Below are 19,743 nucleotides of genomic sequence, written 5' to 3' on the forward strand. Positions count from 1 at the left end.
CATCCCGGCTTATCCATCATTCAAAACATTGCTATGCTTCTACCACCATTAGTTTCATATTGGTAGTAACCCCTGTCAATACTTTCACTTCTACCTGGAAAGTACCAAAGCTTTTTACTTCGCCAACAGAGATTTTTCGTTTATCAATATCAAAACCAAACTCTTTTTTGATGGCCGCAGAAATTTCTTTCGCAGTAACAGAGCCAAATAATCTGCCAGCTGTGCCTGCTTTTGCAGCGATGGTAACCGTCTGGTCTTTTAGCTTGTCCGCAATCTGCTGTGCTGCTTTGATTTCCTCCTGCTTGTGGAACTCTTTTGCCTGGTCTTTATTTTTCTTTTCGGTCATCGCCTGTGCGGTTGCTTCCATCGCCATCTTTTTTGGAAATAAAAAGTTACGGGCATAACCGTCGCTTACATTGACAAGGTCCCCTTTTTTACCGGAGCCTTTTACATCTTGTAGTAAAATTACTTTCATCGGTGATTCCTCCTCTATATTATGTCTTTTTTTGATCGGAAGATTGATCGTTACAAATACAAGATAACATAAAATGAAAATTTAATCAAATCAATATCCAATTGATTTGTTCTAGCTTCTCTCAAGCAATGTATATGTGAATTTAGGAAAGGGGGATTTGACCCCTTGCATCGTGTATTGCCTCATCACATACCTTGCCATCCTGTTATCCGTATTTTATTTTGTATACTCAAAGTTTTTATTTCCATCCAAAGGAAAAATTTATTCTGTTAAAACAACAGAAATAAATGGATACTCTTTTAAATTTTATGAAAACAAGGTTTTTCGAAAAACAGAAAATTCAATTTCATATTATGATTTTTTATCCGTCCGGGAATTTAAGTATTGGTCAATGGCATCCAATAAATGCTGCCGCCCCTGTTCTAGATTGGTATTTTCCAATTGACAGGCTGCCATGGTTTGATGCCCGCCGCCACCAAGTTTTTCCATAATGACCTGAACATTCACCGCTCCCAAACTGCGCCCGGAAATGTTAGTGGTTGTCCCAGTCTGATATAAAACAAACGACGCGTCAACATCCGAAATCCCCAACAGCTCGTCCGCTGCCTGAGGCGCAACCACACGCATATCGTCACATTGGAAATCTCCCATAGCGATGGCGCAGTTGCGGTAGGTTTCTGCATTGGAGACAATCCTTGTTTTTTGCTGGTAAGAATCAATCGTATTGGAAAACAGTTTGCGGACGGATACTGTGTCAGCCCCTCTGCCCTTTAAATAGGCAGCAGCTTCAAAGGTTCGGACGCCAGCACGCAGAACAAAATTTTTGGTATCTAACATAATACCCGCCAAAAGCCCTTCCGCTTCCGGCGCCTGTAAAACAACTCCATTCATGTATTGCGCCAATTCGGTAATCATTTCTGAGGCGGAAGAAGCATATGGTTCATGGTAAAAGATAACAGCGTTATCAATATAGTTGACCATTTTTCGGTGATGGTCGATGACAACCACATTCTTGCAGCGTTCATACACACCAGGAGCTTCCACAACATCCGGGCTGTGGGTATCCACCACGACCAATAGGGTGTTTGGTGTAATCAAATCCCCGGCATCAGAAGGATGGACAAACATACCTTCTTCGCCATTTGCAGTCATTTTATCAATTAACGCAGTAGCAAGGTTCTTTTTATAATCCACAATGATATAAGATTTTTTTCCTAACTGCCGGGCGATTTTCGCCATGGCAATTGAACTACCCATGCTATCCAAGTCTCCAAAGCGGTGACCCATTACAAGTACCCGCTCGCTCTGGTCAATAAATTCCCGCAAAGCAGTGGCGATAACCCGGGTTTTTACTTTGGTTCGTTTTTCAATCCCTTGGGATACCCCGCCGTAAAAATCAAAACCATTGACTGTTTTGACAGCCGCCTGATCCCCGCCACGACCCAGAGCCATATCCAACGCTTGGCTAGCAAAGGATTCACTTTCATATAGGGTAGTTCCACCAGCTCCCACCCCAATGGATAAGGTCACAGTAATGCCTTTTTCTTTGGTTTTTTCCCGTACTGTATCTAAAATATGGAACCTTGATTCAATCATCTGCTCCAGATGCCGTTGCTCCACAACCGCCAAAAACCGGTCGTGGGAAAGCCGCCGGAAAAACCCATTGGTTTCTCCAAAAAAAGCCTCCAGGCTCTCGTCAATCACACCTAAAATAGTGGATTTCGCACTTTCCTTTTTGCCTTCAAATACTTCGTCGTAATTATCCAGCATCACCAACATAACAGAAGGGTGGGAAAGTTCATATTCTTCCGCAATCGCGGTTAACGTTGTAATGTCTGAGAAATAAAAGGTATACAAGTCATGTTCTTCCACCGAAGTACCATAAACACAATAACTTTTTCCACGAAAGTCCACCTGTACACCACTGGGGGATAAAAATTCCTCCATTGGACGTTCCGAAATCCGGTTGAATTCCCATCCAATCATTTCATCCTGTTTTGCCAAAAAAGTTTGGAACTGATTGTTGTACCATAGAATGCGCCCATCTACATCGCACACCATAACAGGCATTGGGAATTCATATAATACTTTGCTCCGAGAGGTACCAAATTCTTTGGAAAGCAGCAGCATCAATGTACGTATCTCTCGGCGGAATTGGACCAAAATAACGACGCCTGCCGCCAACAGCAATAGCACAAATGGCGCAACAATAAAAAACGCCTGTTTGCTCTGGAAAAATAAAATTCCGGTTACCAGCACGCTTAATGCCATAATAATGATAATATAATTGCGGATTTTCCAAATGGATTTGTTCTTCATGCGATACCTCATCTACCTAGGTCATGTTGCTTTATCCTTTAAATTTCCATAATAATCGGTAAAATCATAGGGGAACGCTTTGTTTTACGGTAAATATAGCTGGACAATTCATCCCGGATAGCGGTTTTCATCGCGCCCCATTCCCGGATATTATTGGTATAGCACTGATCCAGCACCTGTACCAATAGATGTTTCGCCTCGTCCATCAAAGCTTCTGACTCCCGTACATAGACAAAACCACGGGAAACCAGATCCGGTCCTGCCACAACGCAGCCGGACTCACTTTCAATTGTAGTTACTACAACAATCAACCCATCTTCAGATAAAATTTTGCGGTCACGCAGCACGATGGAACCAACATCACCAATCCCCAAACCATCCACGAAAATCTGTCCAGATGGTACGGTTCCCGCTACGTGCATATCAATATTATCAATCTCCAATACCTGGCCAATAGTACCAATATGGATTCTATTTGCATCAATCCCCATGGTTTGCGCCAGTTCAGAGTGCTTTTTCAAATGTTTATATTCCCCATGTACCGGCATAAAATATTTTGGCCGTGTCAACGAGAGGATCATTTTCAATTCATCCTGGCAGGCGTGCCCAGAGGTATGCACCTCATACATGGATTCGTAAATTACCTTTGCCCCCAGTTTCATCAAGTCGTTGACAACTCGGGTAACATGCTTCTCGTTTCCTGGAATCGGGGAAGCGGAAATAATGATAAAATCCTCACTGGTCACGGTTACTTTGCGGTGGTCTCCAGTTGCCATCCTTGCCAAAGCGGACATAGGTTCCCCTTGGCTCCCAGTGGTGATAATCGTTAATTTTTCATGTGGGTAGCGGGAAATCGCGTCTACATTGATTAAAATATTGTTTGGAACTTTTAGATAGCCCAGCTCAATTGCCTTGCTCACAACATTTTCCATACTACGTCCAGAAATCGCTACTTTACGCCCATATTTTTCCGCATTATCAATAATCTGTTGGATACGGTGGATATTGGAGGCAAAAGAAGCCACGATAATACGCCGATTTCCAGCGCTGTTAAACAGCCGTTCAAAGGATTCGCCAATTTTCCGTTCTGCCATGGTATAGCCTGGACGTTCCGCATTGGTAGAATCGGACATTAGCAGCAGCACACCACGGCTTCCCAGTTCCGCGAATCTTGCTAGGTCAATCATATCCCCTTCAATTGGATTATAATCCACCTTAAAGTCACCGGTATGGACAATAATCCCTGCTGGTGTATGGATCGCAAACGCAATAGCGTCTGGGATAGAATGGTTTACACGAACTGCTTCCACTGCCATACAACCCATTTTTACTGTCTGTTTTGGCTGGATAACGTTTAAATTTGCTTTGTTTAATAATCCATGTTCCTTTAATTTCTCTTCAATTAATCCAATAGTCAAACGGGTTCCGTATACTGGTACGTTAAACCGTTTCAAAAAATATGGCACCCCGCCAATATGATCCTCATGTCCATGGGTAATCACAATACCACGTAAACGGTCGATATTTTTTTCTACATAGGTGTAATCTGGCAGTACTAAATCTACCCCCAGCATATCCGCGTCTGGGAACGCCATACCACAGTCTACAATAAACATATCCTGGCCGCATTCAAAACAGGTCATGTTCTTTCCAATTTCATTTAAGCCGCCCAATGGGATAATCCGTACAGGGGTCTTACGCACTGGTTTACGTTTTTGCTGTGGTGCGCGTTTGGTTGTTTTTGCCGCTTGTTTTGGCTCCGGTGTTTTAGTGGTTTTTGGTTTCGCCGCTGTTTTGGTACGGTTGGCATATGGTTTGGTTGTACGGCGTTTTGTAGGGGATTTTGTCGTATTTTTTTGTTTATTTTGAGTTTCTGTAATCACATTATTACCTCTCTTAATTCTTTTTTTGATAGCAATATCATTTACTTATGTAACAAGAAAACAGGTGGTTCCATAGAAAAAACCCCTGTAAAAACAGATTTTCTGCAAAATAAACCAAGGCGAAAGCTGTTTTTCTCCTTTAAAAACAATTTTTCGCCATACAGAGCCATCTGTTTCATTTAAGCCCGATCAGTTTTTACAAGGCATCTTACAAAAATAGAGAGTTGAAAGCTAGGATATCCGATGCCCAAAAATAAAATTCCGAACAAATACTTAATTTTATTGTATCTTGAAACCCGCACTCTGTCAATATATTTTTGTAGCTTCCTGAAATATTACCCATGAAAAACGTCGTTTCAATATGGTAATATAAAGCTAATCACATCTGTTTGGAGTATTGCCCATATGGCAAAAAATAATCATTTTGCAATCTTATCTGTTCTGTGCTACAATGAAAATTGTCTGCGAGCGATTTAAGATATAGGAGTCTAATATGAAAAGACGAAGATGGTTTTTTACCATATTTATTTTTGGTTTTATCGCTATTCTTTTCGGTATTCTCATTTGCTTTGGAATCATTCCTTGGAATACCCCTTCTACAGAAAAATATCCAGTTCGTGGTGCTGACCTCTCCCATTATCAAGGGGATGTGGATTGGCAGGTCCTCAGCCAAGAGGGGATACAGTTCGCGTTTATCAAAGCAACAGAGGGGAGTTCCTCCATTGACCCAAACTTCCACCAAAATTTTCAAAGGGCAACCAAAACCAGTTTGAGGATTGGGGCATACCACTTTTTCAGCTTTGAGTCCAGCGGAACCACTCAAGCAGATCATTTTATCCAACAAGTTCCAAAATTCGCAAAGATGCTTCCATCTGTCATTGATTTAGAATTCTATGGGGAATTTCAGTCCAATCCTCCTTCAAAGGAAGTGGTCCAGCGTGAACTTTCTTCCTGTTCCAATCGCTTGGAAGAATATTATGGAATAAAACCAATTATATATACCACATATTCTTGTTACAAACAGTATATTTCCGACTCTTTTTTACAACACGATATTTGGATACGGGATATCATGACCAGACCTCACTTAAACGATGAACGCCAATGGACCTTTTGGCAATACACCAGCCGGGCAAGGTTAAGTGGCTACCAGGGAGATACCCCATATATTGATTGTAATGTTTTTTATGGGACTCAAAAGCAGTTTGACCAGTATCCGTATATCAAACAGAATACCGCTTGATATAGTTGTCCATTTTAAATAGATTTCATAAGCAGTATACAACATATCAGTATATAAATTTTATAAAACTCTTTATTCAAAACAATAAAAAACAGGAGGATTTTTATGGCACAAGTAACACCATTTCCAGCATTGCGGTTTACAGAAAAAGCAGGGCTGCCAGAACAACTAACCTGTCCACCCTATGATATTATCAGCGAACAGCAACGCCGTAACTATTTAGAAGAAAATCCCAACAATATTATTCGGTTGGAACTGCCACAGGGGGAAAACTGTTACCAACAGGCAGCGGATACCCTAAAAGATTGGTTAAACACCGGAATCCTCAAACAGGATGAAATTGATAGTTTTTATATTTATCAGGAATCATTCCAGATTGACGGCGTTCCTTACCAACTAAAAGGAGTCATCGGGCGGGTCACATTAGAGGAATTTGAAAAGGGGATTATCCTCCCCCACGAAGAAACCCTTTCCAAAGCAAAAGAAGACCGCTTTAACCTGATGAAAGCCACTGGCTGTAACTTTAGCCAGGTGTATTCTTTATACCATGATGAAGAAGGGGAAATCACCCATTTGCTAAACCAAGCTAGCCAAGGGGAACCTTTGGTTTCGTTCACCGCAACCTATGAAGTAACCCATAGTTTGTGGAAATGTGACGACCCCCAGTTAATCCAGCAGATTTCCCGTTTATTTGCGGATAAAAAACTATACATCGCAGATGGTCACCACCGTTACGAGACCGCTTTAAACTACCGCAACTGGCTACATGAACAAGGGATTGGACTGGAACAGGACCATCCTGCCAACAAAATTATGATGATGTTGGTAAACATGGAAAATCCTGGTTTAGTAGTACTTCCAACCCATCGGATTGTCCGTGGATTAACCAAGTTTTCCATCGACCAGATTGTTAATAAAGCAAAAGAAAACTTTGAAATTGCCTGGTTTGCGGAAAAAGAAAAAGCCGAACATCAGATGCGGGAAGAATATGTCAAATACCGTACTACTTTCTTGCTGTACCATAACCACCGGTATACCCTGTTTACCTTAAAGAATCCCGCTATCATGGACCAGGTATTTCCAGAGAAAAGTAAAACCTACCGCAATCTGGATGTTGCTGTACTCCATTCTTTGATTTTAGAAAAGATTTTAGGGATTGATAAGGAGAATATGGCGCAGCAAATTAACCTGACCTATACCCGCTCCAAACGGGAGGCAATCCAGGCGGTGGATAGCGGGGAAGCAAACTGCTGCGTGCTGTTAAACCCAACCCGTGTGGAAGAAATCCGGGACGTAGCAACCGCTGGAGAAAAAATGCCTCAGAAAAGCACCTATTTTTATCCAAAACTCATTACAGGCCTTGTTATGAATAAAATCCTGTAATTCTCCGAAAATACGGCATTTTTACAGCTTAGTGTTCAAAGAATATTCACCATTTAAACAACAGGCGAACATGAAACTATGCTAAACTGAAAATAAACAATGGGCGGAGAAATTGTTTCCCCGCCCCTGCTTTTGCAACAAAACAGCAGAACAGGCTGGAAACGGTCTGGGGAAGATTTGGACAATAGGAGGTCGCACGATGATTCAAGTAGAGCATCTCACCAAACGCTACGGCTCCCGTAAGGCTGTACGGGATATCAGCTTTGAAGTAAAACAGGGTGAGATTTTGGGGTTCCTTGGGCCAAACGGTGCAGGGAAATCTACCACAATGAATATATTGACCGGTTACCTCTCCTCCACATCGGGGAAAGTAACCATCAATGGATTGGACATACAGGAACAGCCAAACCAGGCCAAAAAAACAATTGGATACCTGCCAGAACAGCCGCCACTTTATCCAAACATGACGGTTCTGGAATATTTAGAGTTTATATATAACCTAAAAAAAATCAATTTAGGTGGAAAAGGAAAGCAAAAAAAAGAAAAAAAATTCCAGCATATCCTGGAAGTCTGCCAAAGAGTACAGCTTGACCAGGTAATGGACCGGTTGATTTCCAACCTTTCTAAAGGGTATAAGCAAAGGGTTGGGTTAGCGCAGGCAATGCTGGGGAATCCAGAAGTTTTAATTCTGGATGAACCTACTGTGGGATTGGACCCAAAACAGATTATTGAAATCCGCAGCTTAATCCAGCAGTTAGGCGAAACCCATACGATTATTCTTTCTTCCCATATTTTATCCGAGATTCAAGCGGTTTGTAATCGTATCATCATTATTAACCAAGGAACGATTGTGGCGGATGACACCGCCGACCATCTTACCCAAGCATTAAACGAAGAAAAAGAATATATTATCCGGGTAGCTGGTGAAGAACAACAGGTTTTACAGGTGCTTCAATCCCTAGACCATATGCGGGAAATCCTTTCCTGTGGCAGCAAAGAGGAGGGGACTTGTGACTTTATCCTCCATCCAGAAACCGGAACAGAAATTCGTTTTGCTCTATTCCATCTATTAGCGGAACACAACCTTCCATTGTTGGAATTAAAGGATAACGCCCTAACCTTGGAAGAAGTTTTCTTAAAACTGATTGCCCAACAGCCTCCGATTTCAGAAGAGGATGAGGATAAAAGCGCAGTGGAAGAACAGCAAGATGACCAGGTTCCACAAGAAGGGGATATGGTTTTGGAAGATACAGAACAAAACACCTCTGTGGAAGAACCTGAACTGGAAAATATGGAAGAAAAACAAGATGGGGGTGAGCAATAATGGGGGCAATTTTTAAAAAAGAAATAAGAGGTTACTTTTCCTCTGCTTTAGCATACGTCTTTTTAGGGGTATTTTTCTTTTTCTCCGGCTTTTATTTCTTTGCCGGTGTCCTTTATCCAAACTCAGCGGACATCAGCCCAGTATTTGAGTCCATGTTTTTAATTATTATGCTGCTTGTCCCAATCTTAACCATGCGTCTATTTAGTGAGGAATTTCGTGCAAAAACCGACCAGTTGCTGCTCACTAGCCCAGTAGGAATCCACAGTATGGTGTATGGCAAATTTTTTGCTGCTTATCTGGTATTTGCCATTGGTTCCGCCATCACAATTATCTACGCCCTGATTATGGCGATTTTTGCCCCGCTGGATTGGAACAGTATGGTGGGGAATATTCTAGGACTGCTTTTGTTGGGAGGAGCCTTAATCTCCATGGGGTTGTTCATTTCTTCCCTAACCCAAAGCCAGGTCATTGCCGCGGTGGGTTCCTTTGGCTTAATCCTGGTATTTATGTACATGGATACATTTGCGAGCTTGATTCCAATTGACTGGTTAAACAGTCTGCTTTCCCAGCTTTCCTTTATGGGGAAATACCGCAACTTTGTAGGCGGGCTAATTAATATTTCGGACATTTTGTATTTCATCAGCGTAGTTTTGGTATTTAACTTTTTGACCGCACGCACGCTGGAGAAAAAACGCTGGAGCTGAGGTGATTGCCATGAAGATAAAGAAACTATTCCAAAATAAAAAATTCAAACATGGCTCGTTGGCAACAGCGATTACCGCCATTTTTATTGCCATTATTGTGGTAGTGAATATTGTGGTAGCCCTGTTAATCGACCGTTTTGATTGGAAAATCGACTTAACTGCTAACCAGATTTACCAGGTAACAGACCAAACGGAAGAATACTTAAAAAATTATAACGAAAAAGTCACCATTTATGTATTGGAAGAGGAAGAAGCGTTTAAAACCTATTCTGACCTTTACACTCAAGCATACTATATTATTGAAAAATTTGCTTCCTTAAATTCCAACATCACTACTGAATATATTAATTTGACAGAACACCCCGATTTTGCCACTAATTACCCGGATGTGGAATTGGTCAATGGGGATTTGCTTCTGGTAGGGGAAAACGGACGGTACCAGGCATTGACTGGAGACGACCTGTTTACCCAATCCTATTCTGACGATTACCAAACCTCTGAAGTTCTTTCGATGGCAGAACAGTCAATTGATTCCGCCCTGGCTTATATTGTAGGGGAAGACCCAGTGAATGTGGCAATGATTTCTGGTCATGAAGAAATTGACTTATCCTCCATCCAGGATGTATTTGAAAAAAGTAACTACAATTTTAATTCGGTTAGCCTGCTAACGGGCACCATTCCAGATGATACTGATATGGTGCTTATCGCATGCCCATCGGTGGATTATACGGTGGATGAAATTGCAAAATTAGATGCGTTTTTAGACAATAACGGTCAATTAGGAAAAACCGTAACCTATTTTGGAAGCGCATCTCAAGGGACACTTCCAAACCTAGAAGCCTTCCTATCCAAATGGGGAATTCAGGTACAGGACGGCGCTATCCATGAACTGGATTCCAATATGATTTACCAAAACTCATTAACTCCATTTACTACAGTAAATGCCAACGATTACACATCCAATATGCCAAATACTAGTACCAACATCCTAACCCCATACCTAAAACCAATGCAAGAAGGAAAAGCGGATAGCGGTATCACCGTTACCACCCTGGCCACAACCGGTGAAACCTGTGTCCGTCAGCCAGCCGACGCGGACGCGAACTGGCAGCCTACCAACGATGAGCTACAATCCTACGCGGTTGCCTTAGCCGCAAAGAAAACTTCCGGTGAAAATAGCTCGCAAGTAGTTGCATACGCCTCCGTGGATATGCTGGCGTTCTTATCCGAACCGGTTGTCAATAATGGCGATTTTGTATTAGCTACTTTTAACGCTGCCGCAAACCGTGAAAATACCATACAGATTACTCCAAAAAGTCTGACTGCCAGCACCTTGGGGATCTCCTCTTTCCAGGGATGGTTGTTGTTGATTTTATTTGTCATTATTGTTCCTGTTGCTGTCCTAATAACGGGCTTAGCTGTATGGATGCGCAGGAGGCACCGTTAAGCCTATGAGAAGCAAACGCCAGTTTTTACTTATTGCAGTTGCGGTCCTGCTGGTTTTAACCGGATTGATGACTTGGCTTCTACTGTCCAGTCCAAAAGAACAGTTGGCCTCTTCCACCGGTTCTACTGACACTTTCTTGATGATACTACAAACAGATCAAGATGTTACCTCGATAGATATTTCCAATCCTTCTGGCAGTTATTCCATCCTTCCTGCGGACGATACCACAGAGGAGAACCCTAAATGGAAGATTGATTCCCTCCAGGACGCACCCCAATACCAATCCAAATACAACGACCTTATGGAAGTGATGAAAGAACTGGAAGCAGTACAAAAACTAGAGAATTTACAGGAACTCTCTGTTTATGGTTTAGACCAGCCAAGCAAAGGGACTGCACACTATGCGGATGGTACCACGAAAACAATTTTAGTGGGGAATGCAGCGCCAGGTGGTTTAAACTACTATTGTAAGTTAGAAGATCAGGACGATATCTATCTAGTTTCTGGTACTACAGCAGAAAAATTTTTACGTAGCACTTTAGACTATGTGGATTTAAGTTTAACCAGTACAGTGGAAACCACCACCTATACGACATCTTCCTCGGATGATACTAGTTCTTCCACAACAAGTTCTACTCTTAATATTTCCAATATTACAATCCAGAGGAAAGACCTTGCTTCTCCTGTTGTATTTACCAACCAGGATAATCAACTTGTCCAAAATGGGGAACCAGTGGATGACGTCCTTTCCAGTCAATTGGAATCCGCGATTTCCAGTATTACCGCTTCCAGTACCGTGGCAGTGTCCCCAACCTCTGCCCAACGATCTGAATATGGTTTTGATGACCCGAAAGCAACCGTTTCCTATACCGTAAGTGGAACAACCTATACATTCACCATTGGAAATGGCTTAACGGAAGCAGAGTTGCCAGAACAGGAAACCGATGAAGATTCCCATTCCAGCAGCAATACCAGCTCTTCCTCGATTACTCCAATCAAAGCCTATTATGTAATGATGGAAGGCAGGGATGTTGTTTATATCGTAAGTAAAGATTCTCTCCCTTGGTTGACAATGGATTTGCAATAAAAAGTGAACATTAAAAACGGTATCGTTTCAAACGATGCCGTTTTTATTTTTGCAAAATGCAGTAATTTATTATATGATACTAACAATCATAAAAGAAAGGGCGATTCGTAATGAATGTGCTATTACCAGAGATAGAAACTAAACGGCTTATCTTACGGAAATTTACGCAAAACGACCTGGAACCCCTATTCCTTATCTTAAGTGACAAACAAACTAACACTTACCTTCCATGGTTTCCTGTTCAAACAATAGAAGAAACACAAAGCTTTTTACAGCATTATCAAGAAGAATATCAGCAGACACTAGGGCATCAATATGCGGTTTGTTTTAAAAAAGACAATCTGCCTATTGGATATGTCCATCTTAGCTATAACGACAGTTATGATCTTGGCTACGGTTTGCGGCACGATTTTTGGCGCATGGGTATTACAACAGAAGCTTGTCTTGCAATAATAGAACAATTGCGCAAAATAGGATTTTCCTATATCACTGCCACACACGACCGCAACAATCCGCGCAGTGGGGAAGTAATGAAAAAAATCGGTATGACATACCGGTATTCCTATGAAGAACAGTGGCAGCCAAAAGACAAGTTAGTGGTATTCCGTATGTACCAGCTCAATTTTGATGGGCAAAATAGTAGAGTTTATCAAAAATATTGGAACCAGTCTAAACAACATTTTATAGAATCCTTTTTGTAAAAACAGAAATTAGGTTTCCGTTTGCTTTTACATATCCACAGTTTTTGATTGGGCTTTGATTCCAAAAATGATTTCAAAAAAGTTACAAAATATTTATAGGCTGTCACTTTTTCCGCCAAAATAGCGCATACTATCACTAATCCTAGTCTTTCGTATATGTTGCTATTCACTAAATTAGCCCTTGCAATTTATATATTCTGCTACAAATTATGGAATATCTTATAAAAATCGACATTCCGTCTTTACAAAATGCTAAAAACAAAGTATAATTGTAATCAAATTGTAATAATTACTGTAGTGGTTTAGTTCCAGTTTTATTTTGTTTATTCACTATCTTTCTTTGTTCCACCAGTAAGTTACAAAAAATGATGATGGAGATAAAATGTTACGATGAGACCTTCTGAAGCACATAAAAAAATAAAATTTCAGATTATGAGTATCCTATTAGTAAGTGCCTTTTCGGTAATGGCATGTAGTTTATGGATGATTAACACCCAAGCATTGGATACTGAACAGGCTAGTACTCAAGTGGCTTCTATTTTAGAACCAACCAAACAGCTTGCAAAAAAACTGGATAAAGAGTTGGCCACAAAAATAGAACAAATAAAACAGCAGGCAGCACAGGAAGCAGCAGAACAGCAGGCAGCGGAGCAGGCGGCTGCGGCACAAGCGGCAGCAGAGGCAGAAGCAGCTGCGCAACAGGCAGCGGCTCAACAAGCTGCTGAACAACAGCAAGCAGCATTCCAATGGAATGAATCCCCTTATTCCGCTACGATGTATTTAACAGAAAACTGTAACCAAAGGGTGGAACCACGGGTATCTTCCGCTTCGAATGGTATTTTGAAAAAAGGTACTGCTGTTCAGGTAGTAGCTAAAACAGACCTGAACTTTATGAAACTGGAAAATGGCAATTTTATTTCTGCTGATTATCTTACAGCTCAAGCACCTGTAGTCAGCAATACGCCATCTAGTGGTAGTTCCAGCGCAATTGGTTCTACTGGCTATACCCAATTAGATAACTTAATTAATGGAATTTTTGCTCAAATCTTTACTCCAGGAATGAGCGACGCCGATAAAATTAAAGCTTGCTATAACTATTTAATCGACCATACTGATTATGCGAGAGGGACACCAATGCCAGGTGGATTTGGTGATACTAGTGTAGAAGGAAGCAATAACTATGTTGCTTCTGCCGCATATGGTTGTTTAACAACAGGAAAAGGTTCCTGTAACCGTTATAGCGCCGCATTTATTGCCATGATGCGTTGCTTAGGATACCAAGCAAATTATATTATGGGACAAACCCATTACGCCAATGGTTCAATGGACGACCACGTTTGGGCAGAAGTTGTAATTGGTGGAACTCCATATATCTTTGATCCACAAGTAGAGGACAATATGCGTGCTCGTGGAGAAGGGGACGGATATTCCCGCTATTGGAAAACCTATAGCCAATTAGCTGGAAAATATGTAAAATAATTGCTTCCAATAAAATTTAAAATAGTTAGACAGGTACAGTAAAATTACTGTACCTGTCTTTTATAATATAAAATTTCTGCTAGTACCGTGGTAGTTAATGATAAAAATTTATGTAGTATTAATTATGGCAGTTGCTTCTACTTAGTAAGGTTATCCTTTTAAGAATAAATCTTCTTAATGAAAAATGGATGAATTGTTGTTTTCTGTTGATAAATGATATGATTTTCAAACTCAATATAGGATAAAATTTACCCTACATTTGTATCAAATGGTAAGGAAAAATATAGACCTTACAGTGGTACCATCCCATATTATGTTTTATATGAGGTATTAACACAATACTTGTATTCTCTTGATTTAGATTATCAATTTTATTGATAGGAATATTTTTTCAACAAAACCATTTCTTTGATATTATCCACCTTGTTTCAACAATAAAAGATTCGTTTTTATTCTACATAACTATCTGAATTTCCGTTTTATTTTCAACAAACATTTCTGCTTTCGTTGAAAACCAATTTTCAAACAAATCGATTACTTTTCTTATTTTTCCTTTTTATAAAATTTAGAATAACCCGTAATCATCAAAATAGATATAAAAAAGGATACTATCAGATTGGAGCGTTTTTTCTGTTCTATGGTTCACCTGTTTTGTTTTCTTATTCAAATTCCATTTTAATATATCTTATTCCCATTAAAACATCTATATAGCAAAAATCAATTGCGGATTATTATACCGCAATTGATTTTATTTAGACATTAAATTTTAAATTTTGGAAAAACAATAGGGATACTGTCCCCGATATAGCCATGATGGCCAATGCAACAGCAATCTCCTGATCCCTTGTATTAGGGGAAGGCTCTACCGGAAGATTCTCATTTTCTTGCGGTAAAGAAAAATATAGCTTGGTTTGTGGAACTTCAGCCGCTTTTATAGACACAGCACCTGCAAAAACACTTACCATAAGACTGATAAGCAGCGTGATACAAATCCGCTTAAGCAAGGTCTACCAACTCAATTCCATAAGTAATACTACCAGTGTAAGTAACGCCTTTTTTAATGGAAGAACTTCCAGTTAAAATAGGGGTTGCTGTTAGGGTTGCTGTTCCATCTTGTGTAAAGGAAGCTACTTCTACTCCAACCACTTCATCTTTTTGCCCAGTTGTTTCAATGACAGTACCATCTTCTTTTGTAAAAGTGTAACGAAGGGTAGCGTTACTTCCGGTTTCGGTTTTACCCTGTAATGTCATTTGATTGCGGAATTGATCAGTCCCTGCAATAGTTACGGAAATTTTTTGGTTATCCAGGTTTGCAACATCTTCCGCTATAATATCAAAAGCGGTACCCTGTTCTTCCATTGTCAAGGTTTCAGGGATTGTTACCGTATAAGTTGGATCATTTTTGTATTCAAATGTGATTGCGGTAGATGGAGCCTCTCTTTCCTCTGGTGCAGCAAATGCTGTTGTTGCCATAGGGATAGAAATTGCAAAGGTTAATAATACAGCTACCATTTTTTTCATTTTAATTTCCTCCTAAATGTAAAGTAAAATATATAGCAACGCTTATGCGTGTACTCAAAATTTACTGTACTACCAAAGTAGTTTTGACATCCCCACTATTCAGGGAATTTCCATCTTGGTCATATGCTTTCACTAAAATGTGCATTTTATAATTCCCAGCGGTAAACGGATTTTTTAGACTGATTTCAGTTACCGCTTTGCCTGGTTCCACCAGTCCAGTCTGATAAAAAGGCTCATCTCCTTCAATGGACAGTTCAAATACAAAATTACAGGTATTCTCCTCAGGATTGTATAAGGTGATTGGTACATCTTTTTCCCCAGCGGCAAAATAAATTGTCCCATATCCAGGAATTTGTATCCCTTGTTCTTCTGTTGTCTGAATAGAGGTAGTTGGTTCCCATGCAGAGGCGTTGGAATCCAACTGTAACCCTGATTGGCTTTGCCTCAAAATTGGGACGGCAATACAAACACCAACGATGAGAAGAACTATTATTATGATTAAAATCCATCTCCATTTATTTTTGCTCAACTTACGCCACCCCATTTTGATTGATTGTTTTTATAATACAGTTTGTTTGTAAAATCTGTTATCATCTGGAAGTAAAATCCAATTTTTTTAATTCTATTGCAAGTAAAAAAATCCTCAGTATCTTTTACAATACTGAGGATTTTCATCCATTATATTCTGATCAGGGAATTAATACATTCCGCCACCCATTGGTGCAGCTGGAGCTGCTGGGGTTTCTTCTTTGATATCAGTTACAAGGCTTTCGGTTGTCAGAACCATGGAAGCAACGGAAGCAGCGTTTTGCAGTGCGCTTCTGGTTACTTTCGCAGGGTCAACAATACCAGCTTTGATCATATCGCCATAGCTTTCGTTGGCTGCGTTGTAGCCGTAGTTTTTCTCATTTGCGTTGAGGATTTTATCTACAATAACAGAGCCTTCTACACCAGCGTTTGTAGCGATCTGACGAACTGGAGCTTCCAATGCTTTCAGTACAATCTGTACACCAGTTTTTTCGTCCCCATGGGTATTTTCTAACAGTGCAGCTACTGCTGGGATTACTTCCAATAACGCAGTACCACCGCCAGCTACAATACCTTCTTCTACAGCAGCTTTTGTTGCGGAAAGTGCGTCTTCAATGCGCAGTTTTTGTTCTTTCATTTCTACTTCTGTTGCAGCACCAACTTTAATTACAGCAACGCCGCCAGCCAATTTTGCCAATCTTTCCTGTAATTTTTCACGGTCAAAGTCAGAAGTGGTTTCTTCAATCTGTGCTCTAATCTGTGCAACTCTTGCTTTGATAGCTTCGCTGTCGCCAAAGCCGTCAACAATAGTAGTATTTTCTTTTGTTACTTTTACCTGATGAGCATGGCCCAGCATATCCATTGTAGCATCTTTCAGTTCCAAACCAACTTCTTCACTGATTACAGTACCACCTGTCAGGATTGCGATATCTTGCAGCATTTCTTTTCTTCTATCGCCAAAGCCTGGAGCTTTTACAGCAACAACAGTGAAAGTACCTCTTAATCTATTAACAATCAGAGTAGAAAGAGCTTCACCCTCTACATCTTCTGCAATAATCACCAGTTTTTTACCGGATTGTACGATTTGTTCCAACAGTGGTAACAGGTCTTGGATTACGCTGATTTTTTTATCTGTAATCAACAGATAAGCGTCATCCAGAATAGCTTCCATTTTATCGGTATCGGTTACCATGTAAGGGGTAATATAGCCTCTGTCAAACTGCATCCCTTCTACAACATCACTGTAGGTTTCAGCGGTTTTGGATTCTTCAATGGTAATAACGCCATCAGCAGTTACTTTTTCCATTGCCTCCGCAATCAATTTACCAACAAATTCATTGTCAGCAGATACAGTCGCAACACGAGCAATATCATCTGTGCCTTCGATTTGTTTCGCGTTTTCTTTGATGGAAGCTACAGCAGCATCAACCGCTTTTTGGATGCCACGTTTTACTGCCATTGGGTTAGCGCCAGCAGCTACGTTTTTCATACCTTCGTGAACCAGTGCCTGAGCCAACAGGGTAGCGGTTGTAGTACCATCGCCAGCAGCGTCGTTGGTTTTCACAGCAACTTCTTTTACCAGCTGTGCGCCCATGTTTTCAAATTCGTCTTCCAGTTCAATTTCTTTTGCGATGGTAACGCCATCGTTTGTAATCAATGGGGAACCGAATTTTTTATCCAATACCACATTGCGACCTTTTGGTCCCAATGTAATTTTTACAGTGTCTGCTAATTTATCAATACCAGTTTGAAGAGCTTTTCTTGCTTCTTCACCATAAACAATTTTTTTCGCCATAATGAAATTCCTCCAAATCTAATTGATTATTCTACAATTGCCAAAACGTCTTCCTGGCGGAGAATGGTATATTCCTGGCCATCCATTTTTACTTCTGTGCCAGCATATTTGCTAATTAAAACTTTATCGCCAACTTTAAGTTCCATTTTAATTTCTTTGCCATCTACAACGCCGCCTGGGCCAACTGCTACAATTTCAGCAACCTGAGGTTTTTCTTTTGCAGAACCTGTTAAGATAATACCACTTTTTGTGGTTTCCTCAGCTTCTACCATTTTAATGACAACCCTATCTGCAAGAGGTTTAATGTTCATTGATAATTCCTCCTAAAGAAATGATTTTGTTTTAGCACTCTTTCTATTTGAGTGCTAAATCTATTATTTATTTTACTGATTATTTATGAAAAATCAAGCAAAAAATGATGAACAAAATATTTTTAGCAAAATAGATGATTTGTCCTATATTTATTCCTTATATTTATATATTATATACAAATATTTCCTTGCGTTTTCAGCAAATATTGCAAAAGAATTGTGGTAAACTATCCCTATTGCCCTACGAAAAGATTCGGTTATATCGAATTAGCACTCTTTTTTATCCAATTTTTCATAGTATAAGGGTAAGGTGCAATTGATTGTAAGCAAAGATAGGAGGTGACGCGTCGTGAATACCAAACAGGTAAGACAATATCCCGTACCGCCATTTCACCAACCAAAAACTGTGGAACAAAAGCAAAATCCACAAATGAGTTTGGAACAATGGCGCAACGTACCCGGGGATATTGATGATTTTATTTTCTGCCAACAGGAATTCCATAAAAGCGAGAAATAATGAGTTTACATCCAAAAAGAAAGCCTTCCTAAATTCGTGGAAGGCTTTCTTTTTATAGAAATCTCTGTGATATCCATTTGATTTTACTTTAATAAAGCCCCATTGTCCTATCTTACAAATTGTAACCTGTTATTTTATTATAAATATGAATATTCATTTTTATCACCATATGATATAATCATAGTAAATTAAGGGGTTTATCTGGATTTATTGTTACTTTATCAAACCATAAGCAAAAGGAACCATGATAAAAAAGGAGATGGATAAAATGGAATTTCAATTTTGTATTACCGAGGAAGATTATCTGGCATTTAACCAATATGCCCTGTTAAACAGCACAGCAGGAAAACGTTCATTATTAATTTATCGGTTATGTCTTCCAGCTATTTTTTTATTGCTGGTTTTATTTTCTATTATGATGGATGAGGATCTATGGTTTATTTTCGTTCAAATTATATTATCTATTATTTTTTCTTTTCTTTTTATTTTATTTTCCAAACGCATACTGCTCAATTCGGTCAAAGGAACTGTTAAAAATTATAAAAAAGATGGAAAGCTGCCTTATCCTGAAACAGGAAAAGTGATTTTTGGGGAAGAGGGAATCACGGAAATCACCACGGATATGGAAAATAGAAAGAATTATTCACAGATTGAGAAAGTTTGTGTCACCAGCAAAGGTCTTTATTTGTTTTTCAATTGTTCAGAGGCATGTATCCTTACAGATTCCTGTTTTTCAAGCCAGGAGGAGAAAGAACAGCTGCTATCATTCCTACATAACAAAATAGATCCATTCCGCTTTTTCTATTAATCGTTTCTTTCGTTAATACCACTAGTGGCTTACACAGTTCTTTTCTCAATAAGGAATTGTAACATTTCACTAGGAAACGAATCAACTCAATATTATTTTATTATCAAAATTTTTTGTATGTATTTTATTTTTTTGCAAATTAAAATTTAATATTTTTCTTGCTGTTCCGTCCATTCTTTTTTTGATATAATTGGCTGATTATTTCTACATCAAAAGAT

Annotated in this window: 18 protein-coding genes; 10 read left to right on the plus strand and 8 right to left on the minus strand. The window is 39.7% G+C overall.

From position 1 onward, the window contains the following. Positions 1–31: 31 nt before the first annotated feature. From rplI to H8Z77_RS09365, 3 genes are all read right to left on the minus strand, one after another. The gene (rplI, locus tag H8Z77_RS09355) at positions 32–475 is read right to left on the minus strand and encodes a 50S ribosomal protein L9 (RefSeq protein ID WP_069987739.1); all 444 of its coding nucleotides are present in this window, start codon (positions 473–475) and stop codon (positions 32–34) included. Positions 476–826: 351 nt separating this feature from the next. Further along, positions 827–2,794, minus strand: a complete 1,968-nt coding sequence (locus tag H8Z77_RS09360) for a DHH family phosphoesterase (protein WP_069987741.1) — start codon at positions 2,792–2,794, stop codon at positions 827–829. 38 nt (positions 2,795–2,832) lie between these two features. Further along, positions 2,833–4,677, minus strand: a complete 1,845-nt coding sequence (locus H8Z77_RS09365) for a ribonuclease J (RefSeq protein WP_366472067.1) — start codon at positions 4,675–4,677, stop codon at positions 2,833–2,835. 493 nt (positions 4,678–5,170) lie between these two features. On the opposite strand from H8Z77_RS09365, the gene H8Z77_RS09370 reads away from it, so the two are divergent. The 8 genes from H8Z77_RS09370 (at position 5,171) to H8Z77_RS09405 (ending at position 14,045) form a co-directional block, all read left to right on the plus strand. Beyond that, a complete protein-coding gene (locus H8Z77_RS09370) occupies positions 5,171–5,920 on the plus strand; it encodes a GH25 family lysozyme (protein ID WP_186996843.1) in 750 nt (249 codons plus the stop codon). 105 nt (positions 5,921–6,025) lie between these two features. Further along, positions 6,026–7,303: a DUF1015 domain-containing protein gene (locus H8Z77_RS09375; RefSeq protein ID WP_186996844.1), complete on the plus strand. Its 1,278-nt coding sequence runs from the start codon at positions 6,026–6,028 to the stop codon at positions 7,301–7,303. Between the two features lie 199 nt (positions 7,304–7,502). Continuing rightward, positions 7,503–8,627, plus strand: coding sequence for an ABC transporter ATP-binding protein (locus tag H8Z77_RS09380; protein ID WP_186996845.1), 1,125 nt, complete (start codon positions 7,503–7,505; stop codon positions 8,625–8,627). Continuing rightward, positions 8,627–9,331: an ABC transporter permease gene (locus tag H8Z77_RS09385; protein ID WP_069987749.1), complete on the plus strand. Its 705-nt coding sequence runs from the start codon at positions 8,627–8,629 to the stop codon at positions 9,329–9,331. The genes H8Z77_RS09380 and H8Z77_RS09385 overlap by 1 nt, the downstream gene beginning before the upstream one ends. Before the next feature lie 10 nt (positions 9,332–9,341). Beyond that, a complete protein-coding gene (locus H8Z77_RS09390; RefSeq protein WP_186996846.1) occupies positions 9,342–10,778 on the plus strand; it encodes a GldG family protein in 1,437 nt (478 codons plus the stop codon). Positions 10,779–10,782: 4 nt separating this feature from the next. Then, positions 10,783–11,865: a DUF4340 domain-containing protein gene (locus tag H8Z77_RS09395; RefSeq protein WP_186996847.1), complete on the plus strand. Its 1,083-nt coding sequence runs from the start codon at positions 10,783–10,785 to the stop codon at positions 11,863–11,865. 110 nt (positions 11,866–11,975) lie between these two features. Beyond that, positions 11,976–12,566, plus strand: coding sequence for a GNAT family N-acetyltransferase (locus H8Z77_RS09400; RefSeq protein WP_186996848.1), 591 nt, complete (start codon positions 11,976–11,978; stop codon positions 12,564–12,566). A 390-nt stretch (positions 12,567–12,956) separates the two neighbouring features. Beyond that, on the plus strand, positions 12,957–14,045 hold the full coding sequence (locus tag H8Z77_RS09405; RefSeq protein WP_186996849.1) for a transglutaminase-like domain-containing protein: 1,089 nt from the start codon (positions 12,957–12,959) through the stop codon (positions 14,043–14,045). A gap of 752 nt (positions 14,046–14,797) precedes the next feature. On the opposite strand, the gene H8Z77_RS09410 is transcribed toward H8Z77_RS09405, so the two are convergent. The 5 genes from H8Z77_RS09410 to H8Z77_RS09430 form a co-directional block, all read right to left on the minus strand. Further along, positions 14,798–15,049 carry a hypothetical protein gene (locus H8Z77_RS09410; RefSeq protein ID WP_069987756.1) on the minus strand — a complete coding sequence of 84 codons (252 nt, stop codon included), beginning with the start codon at positions 15,047–15,049 and terminating at the stop codon, positions 14,798–14,800. Further along, a complete protein-coding gene (locus H8Z77_RS09415; protein ID WP_069987758.1) occupies positions 15,042–15,566 on the minus strand; it encodes a hypothetical protein in 525 nt (174 codons plus the stop codon). The genes H8Z77_RS09410 and H8Z77_RS09415 overlap by 8 nt, the downstream gene beginning before the upstream one ends. A 61-nt stretch (positions 15,567–15,627) precedes the next feature. Beyond that, positions 15,628–16,095, minus strand: coding sequence for a hypothetical protein (locus tag H8Z77_RS09420; RefSeq protein ID WP_186996850.1), 468 nt, complete (start codon positions 16,093–16,095; stop codon positions 15,628–15,630). A gap of 168 nt (positions 16,096–16,263) precedes the next feature. After that, positions 16,264–17,889, minus strand: coding sequence for a chaperonin GroEL (gene groL, locus H8Z77_RS09425; RefSeq protein ID WP_069987762.1), 1,626 nt, complete (start codon positions 17,887–17,889; stop codon positions 16,264–16,266). Positions 17,890–17,915: 26 nt separating this feature from the next. Further along, positions 17,916–18,200: a co-chaperone GroES gene (locus tag H8Z77_RS09430; RefSeq protein ID WP_069987764.1), complete on the minus strand. Its 285-nt coding sequence runs from the start codon at positions 18,198–18,200 to the stop codon at positions 17,916–17,918. A gap of 349 nt (positions 18,201–18,549) precedes the next feature. On the opposite strand from H8Z77_RS09430, the gene H8Z77_RS09435 reads away from it, so the two are divergent. Together H8Z77_RS09435 and H8Z77_RS09440 are read left to right on the plus strand one after the other, a co-directional pair. Then, positions 18,550–18,717 carry a hypothetical protein gene (locus H8Z77_RS09435; protein WP_159427355.1) on the plus strand — a complete coding sequence of 56 codons (168 nt, stop codon included), beginning with the start codon at positions 18,550–18,552 and terminating at the stop codon, positions 18,715–18,717. Positions 18,718–18,985: 268 nt separating this feature from the next. Next, positions 18,986–19,525 (plus strand): YcxB family protein, encoded by a 540-nt coding sequence (locus H8Z77_RS09440; RefSeq protein ID WP_186996851.1) that lies wholly within the window; start codon positions 18,986–18,988, stop codon positions 19,523–19,525. Positions 19,526–19,743: the final 218 nt, after the last annotated feature.

The sequence above is a fragment of the Clostridium facile genome (assembly GCF_014297275.1).
Lineage (GTDB): Bacteria > Bacillota > Clostridia > Oscillospirales > Ruminococcaceae > Massilioclostridium > Massilioclostridium facile.